Raw genomic sequence first — 12,063 nt, forward strand, 5'->3', positions numbered from 1 at the left:
TTCGTGGACAAGGGGCGACTAAGCCGCTCCAGTTTGATTCGGATTTCATCGTTCAATGCCTGGTGATCAATTCAAGCGGCCGCGCGCCTCTGTCTCAGTCACTATCCGAACTTGGCGGGCCGGACAGGCGTCCTCCCAGACGGCTCATCCCCAACAGTAGGGTTTACGGCAGATTCGGGGGCTGAAGGGCTGAACCACCACTTTACACTCTTTGCGTCCTTTGGTGGCAAACGCTGCCTGGACAAACTCGTAGTGTTCAGGCGTCTCGATCCAGGCTCCCATGACGTAGTTTGGGTGGATGGGGCTCATAACCTGGACTTCGGAATCTGAGGAGGTCGGCCAACTTATCGGAAGTCCGTACTCAGCGCGGAAACTTGTCTTCGTCGAATCCATCGTCATAGGGAAATCGTCGAAAAGCTTGTAGAGCGCGAACCCGCCATGTGTCGTGCCGCTCTGGTATTTCGTGGCATTTGTCGCAGCACCATTTCGGTGGAAGCGGCAGGGGTAATTCCACAGAAGGCTCGGGTGCAGCACAAGGATGACCCACGGCTCGTCGCCTGAGCGGTGCCGCTTCGCTTCGAACATCTTCGGATAGTAACACGAGATCGACACCGAGATCGCGTCATCTTCCCTGTCGAGGCGATCGGCATCGCTGACATAAACGCCATAATCGGCGTTCCGGAGCACTGATCGACTTAGAAGTCCGTGTTCAAGGATACCGGACAGATTCTCAAGGCGGGTGAAATGCAGAACATCCTCGATCTGCCGGGCTCCGACAACCTCGGCAATGTGCTCCGCAATTGTCTCCCAGTAGTTCTTCTTGCGCGTCATGCCGTCCCCCCGATGCCCACAACATGGGGCGTAGATCAGGTCAGGCCGGTGTCCGACAACCGAATTGTGCATTCAACCAAAGACACCTCAGACTGAGAGGCTCAATCAGGAGTGCAAGTAGCCAACGAGCTGTCATGGCTCCAGGTCAGCTGAGCCCACTATGCTACGCGGTCGACTGCGTCACCTACAAGCTCTCGGGTTCGAAGTACCAGATGTCCGACATCAACCAATCCGGCGACCATCGACGAACCGATGGCCTCATAGTCGCAACCCATCAGAAGCGCTTGACGCGGACGGCTAACCGCGACGTACAGCGAGTTCCTACCGACCGCGTCAGAGCCGTCGTATGCCGCCAAGTTCGGGATCACAACCGCGTCGAATTCAAGCCCCTTTGCTTCCACCGGGGTTGTGAAATGAGTGTGAAACCGCATCGTCAGCTTCGAATGATCTGAGATCATCGGATTTCGGAAGTTCGCATCGAGATCGCCGTGCATCAACGCGAACCAGCGATCAACATCCTGGTCGTCTGCACAAATGACAGCGACGCTAGCGGTCTCCGGTAGCGCGACGATGCGATCGATCGCCATCCGCGCGAACTCCTCAGGATCCTCATACACCTCCAAAGGGGCATTGCAGGCGCTGACTATCTGACCACCATCCGCCTCCGTCAGCGAACGGAAACAGGCTGACAGAGCGGCAAGCGGACCAGTCTGGCGCATGTTGCGGTCCAGAAGAACTGATGCATGGCGCATTGCTATTTGAGGGAACGCCCGCTGCACCTCTGCAAGACCGTCGCGATGAAGCCGTTGGCTGGCGTCTCCAGAAACTGTGACGAGCCAGTACTTTGGGAGAGCCTTGTAGCCCATCAGCAGGACCTGCAACTCGCTAAAATCCTGGTACTCATCGATAAAGACGCCAACTCGCTCCGCAAATGTCCGTAGGTAGGGGATAGCCCTGATGTCACGTTCGAACTGATCGCATGACAGTGCGTTCAGGCACAGCGCGCAGATGACATCGTCATCTGTGACCAAGTTCTGACTAAGGCGCTCGACTATTGGTTCAACGACGTCCTTCGCCGAGATGCCTACACTCAAGGCAAGTTCCTCGATCCGTGTGCGGTACGCAGGCTCGGTAAAAATGCGGACATACAGCTCTTGCGGATTGAGAAGCCTGAACAGCCGCTGTTGAACGCTTTCAATGGCTTCGCGGAGAATTCGCCGCTCACTCAGCTCAAGGCCGCCCGATTCATTTTCCCCAACGCGAACTCGACGATCGATCTCGATTGCCACTTTGCGCAAAACAAACGTCCGCACGTCGAGATCGGGCGCTACCTCCAAGCTTCTGACCAAGCTCTGAAGCCGAAACCTCAGTTGTCCCTTGCCCCACGTATCCGTAACCATTTGCTCCCAGCGTCGGTCCGATATTTTTTCAGCTCCGGGGACCGCGGGCTTCACGAGAGGAGCCGCGGCTATCTCTCTCATACCGTCTGCGACGTACGCCGCCGCCACGATATCTAGTATCTTCAGCCAGCGCACCGACTTCAGCTCCGGGTGGCAGGGTTCCGAAGACTTCTTGAACGGACGACTGTTGAATACGCGACGATGGGCGCGCTCGGCGTGCAGGAATTCGGCGAAATCCTGTATCTTCATGGCTCCGATGTCCAAGCTCTCAGCCGTCTGCTTGAGATACGAGACCAGACTCGGGCTCAGCACGAAGCCAACCATGCCGCTGGCGTCGAAGTCAGCAAAGTCCCGCTCGTGCAACCCGTACTCAAGCAGATTCTCGAGCGATCTGAAGTTCGCGAAGAACTTCAACCGACCCAGGGCGACCGACGTCTTGCCACTCCCTGCTATGCCATGAACAATCTGGAGACCTCTTACCGTTTGAATACCGGCTTCTTGGTTGGCTGTTGTTTGTGTGAAGAACTGGCTGCCGAGCGAAACCTCCGCATCATCACCAAAAAAGGCGTCTCGGCGGATATGCCAGAAAGGATCGGCTTGAGCATTGTCGGGCATTTCGTCCGAAGGCAACAGATCCAACTCCGGCGTTGGCTGGGCTTGAACGACCTCGTCTTCTGACTGGCCACCAACCGACAAAGATTCATCGACTTCGGTTGAAAGACCGCCAGCGGCAGGCTCGCCTCCGACCTCTTCGGAATCTGGCGTTCGGACAGGACTCGGCAACGAGCGGACGAAGGTCCGAAGATTGAATACCTCCTCGTCCGTAAGGCCCTCGCCAACCCTAAACAGGAGCCTCTTCGCGTCCGGATTTTCGCGAAGAAGATTACTCATACCGGTAATATCGACAATTCCGCTGACGAGGATCGAGCGCTCTCCCTTCGGTACGCGAACTGAGATTTCATCTCCGATCGAACAGGACGCTATCTGGCTTCCGATGGGCGAATTGCGAGCTACAAGACGGATTGGCCTGTCCGGAAAACCGGCATTGGCCTGTGAAACGCGATAATAAGTAGCGCCAGCGTAGTCCCCGTTTTCATCGTACTCGTCTGCGAACACGACACGTCCATACCCACGCTTCGCGACTTCCTCGAACGCCTTTGTCAGGCCGTCGCTGATATTCACCAGCTCCACTTGCTCAATATTCCGAATGATTTCGGGCCGCGCGGACCGATAACCTTCACGTATTTTTTGCGACAAGCGCGCGCTGAGTTCGCCAAGAATGTCGAACTCATCTTTCGCCCGTTCAATTGTCTGCTGGCGCACCTAAAACCCTCCCACTCGAATCGCCTTTCGGGTAGACTATCAAATTGTCATCCAGCTGCGATTAGAGCCTCGACCGTTTTTGTTACGCCTTGTGGCGCGGGTTGAGCAACCGGCGGAGGCGCGGAGCCTTCGATTAGCGCAGCGTCGGAGCCGGTTGCGGTGATGACCTCGGCATAGGCTGCCGGGGTCTGGTATCCGAGCGAGGAATGTGGCCTGGCGGTGTTGAAGTCCTCCCTCCATTCGGCGATGGCACTGCGGGCGTGATCCAGGCCGAAGAACAGGCTCTCGTTCAGGAGCTCATCGCGCATCCGTCCATTGAATGACTCGACATAGCCGTTCTGCATCGGCTTGCCCGGCGCGATGTAGTGCCATTCCACCCGATGATCCTTCGCCCAGGCGAGAATGGCGTTCGAGGTGAACTCGGTGCCGTGGTCGGATACGATCATGCCGGGCTTGCCGCGCTGGGTGATCAGTTCCGTCAGTTCACGGGCAACCCGGCGGCCGGAGATCGACGTGTCCGGGATCGCCGCCAGGCATTCGCGCGTCACGTCGTCGACGATGTTGAGCACCCGGAACCGCCGGCCGCAGGCGAACTGGTCATGGACGAAATCCAGCGACCAGCGCGCGTTCGGCTTTGCCTCGACCAGGATCGGCGCCCGCGTGCCGACCGCTCGCCGCCTTGCCCGGCGCTTGCGCACCGTCAGGCCCTCCTCGCGGTAGAGCCGATAGATGCGGTTGACCCCAGATGCCTCGCCCTCGCGCCTGAGCAGGATGAACAGCCGCCGGTAGCCGAAGCGTCGGCGCTCGTTGGCGAGGTCACGCAGCCGTCCACGCAACTCCGTCTCGGGCGGACGCCGGGACTGGTAGCGGATCATCTTGCGATCAGCGCCCACAAAGGAACAGGCCCGACGCTCCGACAGGCCCATGACGGCCTGCAGATGCGCAACGGCTTCGCGCTTGGCGGCGGGCCCTACCATTTTTTTGACAGAAGCTCACGCAGCGCCGAGGCTTCGAGCATCTGGTCTGCGAGCAGCTTCTTCAGCTTGGCATTCTCATCTTCCAAGGCCTTCAGGCGCTTGGCGTCGGACACGTCCATCCCGCCATACTTCGCCTTCCAATTATACAGCGTCGCCTCCGAGACCCCGTGCTTGCGAGCCAAATCGCCCGCCTTCGCTCCCGCCTCGTGCTCGCGCAGAACCGCAATGATCTGCTCTTCTGTGAACCGCTTTCTCTTCATCAGTCCGTCCTTCGATCAAGGGCCGGACTCTAATCTCAGATGGAGGAAATTCTTAGGGGCAGGTCAAGGGAAATACAAACCAAACTTATGGCTGACATGCGGCGCAAAGCCAAAAACAAAGTTCGGCGAGACGTCTGAATTGCGGCCCATGGAAGGGTTCTTGTTCGTGAAAACTCGAACTCAGGAACCTTCATGACCGACAACCACCGAAGAACGATTAGCTTTAAGCCATTGATAGATCTTCGCGATCGTGTCGCGCGCCTTGAGAATCCAGACCACGGGGTCGGTGCCGACTTGTTTCGTCTCTTTGACGGGCGATCGGTAATCAAAACCAAACGAACGATCGCCCGATTCGTGGCTGAAACAGATTGGTTGGGTTTGGCCAATATCGATGAAGATGTGTTCGCGTCAGAGATCCAAGGTTGCTAAGCCAGGACGGGCGCCGCCGCTGCAAAAAAGGGCTAAAGATATCGTCCGTCCGGATTGTTGGTGACCTTGAGGTATCGGCTGCAAACTCGAAACGGAGATATTTTAATGGCTACAAGGTGGCGCGGCGACGACTGGGGCGATGCCGGCAATTTTCTAGGTGGATTCAGGCTCATGATACTCGGCGAGTCTCACTACCACGAGTCAGCACCCGTGGGCTCCGACGTCCCGGACATGACAAACGACATTGTCAACGAACATATCAGCGGCAAAAGCTCATACATGTTCTTGGGGAAGATCGAGCGCTTGGTCAGCGGACGAGATGTCTCACAGGAGCGTTGTCGCTTCTGGAATTCGGTCGTCTTCTACAACTACATTCCAGTGGTCGCTGCGAATGCTCCTCGTACTGCGCCACCCCTGGCTCTTTGGGGAGGTAACGCCCCGGAATTATTCAAAGGATTAGTGAAGGCCGTTGAAGCGGAGGCGGTGCTGGTTTGTGGGACCACGTTGTGGCGGCGAATGGCACCAGGAATGGTGGAAAGGAAGGAAGCGTTCAAGGCGGGCGGGCGAACTTGGCGGGAGCGCGAATATGAAGTGGCTATGCCTTATCGGGCAGTTGCGGCTCATATACCGCATCCGACAGGTTCGCGGGGATGGTCCTATGATCGTTGCGAACCAGTGGTAAAGCACCTCCGGGCCCGTACGGTCGAAATCCGAGCAGAGACTGGAGCGCCACCCCTCCCGACAGCCTAATCTGGGTCGACTTGAAACCTCAATAGTTCGTCAATCATATGTGTCCGCATCAGGGTGGCTTTGAGCGGCGGGGCGCGCAAAAACCCATTTTGATTCTTGGGCCGGACGATTGGCCGTCGCCGGTCGCCAGCAGAAAGTCGGTTCATACTCTTCAATCGGCGATCCCTAGAGGACGCCGCTGCCGGATGACCGGCGCTGATCGAGAACAAGGTTGACGACAGGAGGTTGCTCATCCGGTGGGAAGCCTCCCATTCAGCCCAACCCGCATGTGACGCCTTCGATCTCAAGCTGGATAATATCAGCATCTTCGGGCCATCTTCCACTTCTGCGCTGTTCCGAAGCTATCGGCACGGGTTCCGAAGGAGACGCCGTCACCACCGCCGGCACGAAGGTCTGGAAATCTTGCTGTGTCTATTTAATGCCAGAATAGCCCACCATTCGGCCATCCTGATCTAAATCGATGAAGGCCCGCTTTCCGCGCCGCCCAACAGCCATGAAAACAAGCCGGTCCGGGTGAGCCTCAAGGAAACGCAGCGCCTGACCGCAGTCATCATAGTGAGTGATGTCGTCCCCGTCTGTTTCTCGAAACCCATTTTCCTCCAAGAAGCGCTCGTTGAACTTGCCGACGGCAATTGTCTTCAGCCGTTTAGGTCGCTGAACAAGGCCAACCACGATCCCGATTCCCACGAGAAGCGCGGTCACCACAAACGCGCCCAACAGCGCAAGCAGGAAGGGGCTGTCAAGTTTGTCGTCGGTGACAAGCACAAGGACCCCGAACATCAGAAGGGTGGCTGCACACAGGCCCGCCGCGATTAGAAGGAGGCTTCCAAGAACGGTCAGGAAGATGGTTCCTAAAAACCCTCGATCATGTCCTCGGACGAGGCCCCGTCCGCCGACGAACGGGCAGATGGCCGCTGCCAGAAGGAGCGCGATCAATTCGACGTTCTTCTTCGTCGTCTTATAGATGTCCCTACCGAACGCGAGTCCGAAGCCTGCGACCGCGGTTCCCCCAATCCCTGCCGCGACCAGCGCCAATTTTGAACGCCTCGAATTCACGCGATCTCCCCCTTGCGCCAAAATAAGCGACGCGAGGTGCGGATCCAAGAAAACACGAACCACAACGCGCCGACGAACCAACCTAGAATCGCAATCAAAATTGACGCTACCAAATAGACGAGTTTCCCAAGCTTGATCGCGCCTTTGCCCAGCACTCTCAGGACGGCAGAGGTTTTCTCCCCCATGCGCGCCGACAGCGATCTGGCCCGGGACAGATCCTTTGCGTCATCGGCATATTCCAGCGCTCGGTATGCCGCCTTTATTCCTCCGTCCGACGCTATCCCGGCTGCGGAACTCGCCAACAAGCGGACTTCGTCGACCGCCTCTTTGCGAACAGCGCCCCTCAAGGCGTCCTTCGCCGCTGCGATGTCCATCGGCAACATTTCGGAGATCAGCTTTCGGAATCCCGAGAAGTCGCCCCTCGCGGCGCGTCTCCAGTCGATCTCGCCGAATGCCGTGCGAACGGCCGCTGCCGACGGAGCGTTGAAAGATGGCAGGACGATCCGGGAAAGTCCTCGCTTCAAGCCTTCCACGTCGACCAGGCGAACAGATATGGCGCTAAGGCGCATGAGCAGCGCTTTCGATAGCTTTCCGGCCTTGTTGGTGGTCTTCAGGAGCGAAAATCCGATATCCATCGCTCCTGAGCCGGGGACAACGGTCGCGAGGCCACCAGGGAAAGGCCAAGCGTAAGCTTGTCGTAGTCCTCTCCCCTGACCAGATGGTTGCCTTGGATGACAGCGTCACGGACATCGCCGACACCGACATAATCGGCCGCCAGCACACCTCCGATGGAGGCCGGAGCCGTCACTTGCCCGGTAATCGCGCCGTCCAGGAAATCCTTGGCGTTTCGCAGGCCAAATTCAAAAGGGCTTTCGCGCGTCCGTTCGACCAAATCCGCCGGCAGCTCGTGCCCGCTGTCATGGGCTAGCTCCACCAGGCTTTGAGCCTCGGAGAAATCACCCACCTTGAGTGCCTCCTCTATGGATGCTTTGTAGTCGTCAGCCGAAAGGCGGCTCAGCCGATATTGCGAGATCGCGAACGGATCCCAGAAATTCATTGCCAGCTTCAGGACCGCAAACTGATTTGACGAGAAGAAGGCAACAAGTGCTGCAACCAGCATTGCCCCGCCGATTGCTCGTCGACCGATACGAATGATACGGAACATGCCCCTGCTACCCCTGTCAAATATATCCTTTCAACCACGTCAACATCGCAGTCGCGATAGACCGGACCGACACCTCTCAGGTGTAAAACTGGAATTTTACACTGAGAACCCTCTTTTGCAGTGGCTGCTGATAGTCCCTCTGCGCCGTCCCTCGGTTCGGTCAAACGCTCCACCGTTGCCTGTGGGCTTAACGCCCGATCCAAACCCCTAATGCGATCACTATCCCTTGTTCGAGCCTGTGGCCTGCGAATAACCGTCAGCTTCGGATCTTGCCCTCGTCGCCGCGAGAGATTTCACCTGCCAGAACCTACACGACTCCCGTCCGACCTGGGCTTTTTTAAGCTCCCTATCCCAAAGTAAATCAACAGTTTGCGGTGTCCGGCATGATCGGCTTACGAAAACGCACGATGTCGCAAGAGTTGGAATGCGTCGAGGTCGAGAACGAAGAACCCTGCACGAGTGGCGACATTTTAATTCGCATTAATTCGCAGGATCTCATAGCGAGTGAGTAATTGCATCCGGGATCGCTTGTTTTCAATCCTTCGCTTCCTGCTATGATTCCAGCGGCAAGAGAAGATATCCGAGTACGGATGACCGGTAACAACCACTATTCAAATTGCACCTGCGGCTGGTGCGTCAACAACGGCAGGAGGCGCAGAGACCGATCCCAGGTCGCAGCCGACCTGCGCGTGCACGACGCGCGCCTTCTGCTTGGAAGAAATGCCGTCCGTACTGCTAGCGCCTGTTATGTTAACCCGAACGCGCGCTGCCCGGTGTGCGGTGACGCTGTCTTTTTTTACGCCAACCGGCAAGGCAGCCGGGTCTATTTCGACGAACTCGGGCATCCGTGGCCCAAGCATCCCTGTACTGACAACCCGTCGCACAGGATTGCCCCTGGACCGGTTGTTGTCACCCCGCCCGTCAGAAGGTCCCGCGGGCTCACCCTGGACCTTGTCGCTGCAGGCGTCACCGCGAGATTGTTCGATGCCCCCGGCAGCAGCAATCCCGGGTGGCGGCTAATGGTGGTGGTTTCGACAGAGAGTCGGGACGAACGACATGTGGTCGTCGCGGAAGCTGTTGACAAGGAGAATGGAAAGCGGATGTTCGGCTACCTGGCACCTGAAGCGTTAATCGCCGCTGGTGACTTCGTCAGCGTGAAGGGAGATATCATCTCGTTCCTTCATCCTGAAACCCTGTCACATGTCACCTTTATGGACGGGACAGCCATCGGCCAAGCAGTCGATGAACATGTGGCCCCTCATCTGCCAGCGCCGGAACGAGTTCGTCCGGTGCCGAGTACCATCATTAACAAAACGCTGCTCATCAAGAAGGCGGCCCAAAGGAAGGACGAGCGCCCCGACATGACGGAGGCGGAGACGATCCATTTTCACGGGCCGAAAATCAATGTTGCGCAGATTTGCGATCTCCTGGGACCGGTCGTGAAAAGCTACGCCCGGTCGGGGATCCGCAAGCCTCGGGACGTGGTCGTACATCTCAACAAGGATGGGTACAAGACAGCCGCCGGCGCCCCTTGGACGCCGCGTCTTGTCCATTTTCTTCTCGCCCTAGTTTTTTCAGATACATCCGGGCGTATTGGCAAAGAACCGACGCCACCATTACTGCGGGCGCAACCGTTCGCCGATCACGACACTGGTCCGCTTACTCAGGAGAACATCGCCAGCCGCCTTTCGGCGTTGGGGCGCGTGACGCTCAGAGGAAAGTAGGCCGTTCGGCCCGCTTAGTGCCGTCAGGTGTTATCCGGCGTCAGGCCCGAGAAGCGCCCACGTAACCTCCCAACCGTCGATAACATCGAGCACAATGCGAATGCGGTCGTCCATCTCGGTTTTCCGAGTGTGAAGCGCCTAAGTAGGATGAAGTGCTCGTCGAAATCATTCGCCCTACGCCAGATGCCGTACGATTTGCCTTTCACAGCTCGAGACAGTGACCTCAATTCAATGGGAAGAGACCTGATCTGCGATGGATTGCGGCAGCGCTCGGTAGTGACGGGGGAACCTCTCAGTGTGAAAATGGTGTTTTACACCGACGTTCCGCCCCTCACCTGTGGAGGGACACGCCGCATGCTTGCTCCCGAAAAAAGCGGTTCAGCGTGAAGGGGTAGTTCACACTGAAGGAGCGATGACAGTTTAAAGGTCCGCCAGACCTCCAGCAGTAACTGATATCAGAGCGTTTTCTGTAGGATTTCCGATTGCGTCATAGCAACCCTGCTGGCCACCTTAGCGAGCCCGGTATCCGTGCTTCGCGGTTGGCAGCGGATGTCTCCCAGCCGCAAGAGAACGCTGTGAAAGCGAACGAGCGTTCTTAGCGAGTTCGGATCAATTGGGCACGGGGATATCTTCGGCTTTGGGATGCTGGGAACTGGGCTGTGGCTCCTAGTTGCAGGAATGGACGTAGTTGACCGCGCAAATGGATCATCCGGCTGGAGCGGCCCGGCTGCGAACTTGGACTTTACCGAGGCAATGGGGATATTGTTCATGCTCCAGCTTTGACCGCGATGCCGGTCGCTTTTCCGGCGTTATACCGTTGGGTGCGGGCTGGCTTTCGGAAGTAAATGAGCACCGGTTCGCATTGATCAAGACTCCCACCGCCCCCGGCCCCTCGCCCGCCACGCACTCGGAAACCCTTCTATCCCGCGCTGGCAAAGCGCCGGTCATTTTCAATTTTCTGACAAACCCGACAAACGAGACTGTCGCGAATGGCTAGCTGACCGATGGTAGGCTTCAAGGTCGGCGAAACTCTGCCACATGGCCACGCCAGAAGGTGCCTATTGACCCTACCTTGCCAAGCCGAGATGTTCATTCTCGCGCCATCGCCGCGATCTCCTTCTGCCAGTCCTCAACTGGATTGAAGGCGGATAGCAGCGAGGGCACTGCAAGCTCGAACGACAAGCTGTCTGGGACAACAAAGGTCTGCTCGACAAGCCCACGATCGAGCAGCCGCATCTCGGGATCGGCCACGTCATACAGCCGCGCGAATGTGATTGCGAAGCGCTGCTGATACACGTTCCAGCCGCGCATCGCGTCATGCTCATAGCTTGGCGCGCCTGCGCCGCCATAGCTTGCGATCATCGCCAAAAGTTGCCCTTGCTGCGGCGTGCGAGCGCCTCTGTCATCGCTCAGGAGCGAGAGCAGATCGTCAACAAGTTCAGGGAGGTCAAGGCCACCCGCAGCGACAGGTTCCAGCCCAAAGCTCATAAGATGCAGCCTCTCAGCGCATGCGTTATCGAGCAACTGTGGCTCGAGTTGATGGATCCCGCTAAAGCGGTGACGCGAGGCAGCCCCAAGGGTAGCCTTCACCTCTATGCCGTGTCCTCCGAGCACGAAGTCACGGCCAGGGGCCCAACCTCTCCAACTCAGCAGCGTTGCCGCGCGATCATCGCCGGCCGCTGTGGCGAGCAGTGCCGCGCGTAGCACATGCAGTTCGGCGATGAGGCCAAGGATCGCCTCGCTTGACAGTGCGGCGCGCCGGATCGCCAACTCGATGATTGGCTCGACCTCATTGAACGATCTCTGCATTGCCGTTGCAGTCGATACGTCCAGCCGGCTCAACTCGGTCGCAATTAGCGCAGCGACCGCGGCGAAGTGCGCCGCTGAGCCTAGCAAGACGCGGCTTGCCTCGAATGGCGGTCCACCTGCGATCGGCTCCCATCGATCATGCTGAAGATTTCCCGCCACAAGCGGGGAAGCAGCCTGCAGCGGCGAACCGAGCAGAAAAATCTCGAACGCCCCCGCGTCGGTCATCGCGGCGCCGAGCCGATCGGGAACTACCCAGACTAGTTCGCGCGCCTGGCCCGCCGGCACTGCGAGCGCGGCTAACTGATCGCGCAGGGCCTCGAAGCTGAGTGGTGTGCGCAT

General features: G+C 58.0%; 9 protein-coding genes. 2 read left to right on the forward strand and 7 right to left on the reverse strand.

Annotated features, from left to right (window positions below):
• Positions 1-144: 144 nt before the first annotated feature.
• From FJ936_RS06555 to FJ936_RS06565, 3 genes are all read right to left on the reverse strand, one after another.
• The gene (locus tag FJ936_RS06555; protein WP_181763099.1) at positions 145-831 is read right to left on the reverse strand and encodes a DarT ssDNA thymidine ADP-ribosyltransferase family protein; all 687 of its coding nucleotides are present in this window, start codon (positions 829-831) and stop codon (positions 145-147) included.
• A gap of 158 nt (positions 832-989) precedes the next feature.
• Complete coding sequence (locus FJ936_RS06560; protein ID WP_141906250.1) at positions 990-3,554, reverse strand: ATP-binding domain-containing protein; 2,565 nt, start codon at positions 3,552-3,554, stop codon at positions 990-992.
• Positions 3,555-3,601: 47 nt separating this feature from the next.
• Positions 3,602-4,791, reverse strand: a protein-coding gene (locus FJ936_RS06565; protein WP_141906251.1) for an IS3 family transposase whose coding sequence is annotated in 2 segments (ribosomal slippage) — positions 3,602-4,539 and positions 4,539-4,791 — 1,191 coding nt in all. Because the reading frame shifts where the segments join, the coding sequence is not laid out codon by codon here.
• 192 nt (positions 4,792-4,983) lie between these two features.
• Here FJ936_RS06565 and FJ936_RS06570 point away from each other — a divergent pair.
• Positions 4,984-5,220: a hypothetical protein gene (locus FJ936_RS06570; RefSeq protein WP_141906252.1), complete on the forward strand. Its 237-nt coding sequence runs from the start codon at positions 4,984-4,986 to the stop codon at positions 5,218-5,220.
• Between the two features lie 1,161 nt (positions 5,221-6,381).
• Here FJ936_RS06570 and FJ936_RS06575 read toward each other — a convergent pair.
• Genes FJ936_RS06575 through FJ936_RS06585 form a run of 3 tightly spaced genes read right to left on the reverse strand, consistent with a single transcriptional unit; the run spans position 6,382 to position 8,191 of the window.
• Positions 6,382-7,005: a hypothetical protein gene (locus tag FJ936_RS06575; protein WP_141906253.1), complete on the reverse strand. Its 624-nt coding sequence runs from the start codon at positions 7,003-7,005 to the stop codon at positions 6,382-6,384.
• 17 nt (positions 7,006-7,022) lie between these two features.
• On the reverse strand, positions 7,023-7,661 hold the full coding sequence (locus FJ936_RS06580) for a hypothetical protein (RefSeq protein WP_141906254.1): 639 nt from the start codon (positions 7,659-7,661) through the stop codon (positions 7,023-7,025).
• A complete protein-coding gene (locus FJ936_RS06585; protein WP_141906255.1) occupies positions 7,637-8,191 on the reverse strand; it encodes a hypothetical protein in 555 nt (184 codons plus the stop codon). The genes FJ936_RS06580 and FJ936_RS06585 overlap by 25 nt, the downstream gene beginning before the upstream one ends.
• 590 nt (positions 8,192-8,781) lie before the next feature.
• Here FJ936_RS06585 and FJ936_RS06590 point away from each other — a divergent pair.
• Entirely contained in the window at positions 8,782-9,915 is a 1,134-nt protein-coding gene (locus tag FJ936_RS06590) for a hypothetical protein (protein WP_141906256.1), read from the forward strand.
• Between the two features lie 1,089 nt (positions 9,916-11,004).
• Here FJ936_RS06590 and FJ936_RS06595 read toward each other — a convergent pair.
• On the reverse strand, positions 11,005-12,063 hold the full coding sequence (locus FJ936_RS06595; protein WP_141906257.1) for a PD-(D/E)XK motif protein: 1,059 nt from the start codon (positions 12,061-12,063) through the stop codon (positions 11,005-11,007).

It is taken from the genome of Mesorhizobium sp. B2-4-13 (assembly GCF_006658535.1).
Classification (GTDB): Bacteria; Pseudomonadota; Alphaproteobacteria; order Rhizobiales; family Rhizobiaceae; genus Mesorhizobium; species Mesorhizobium australicum.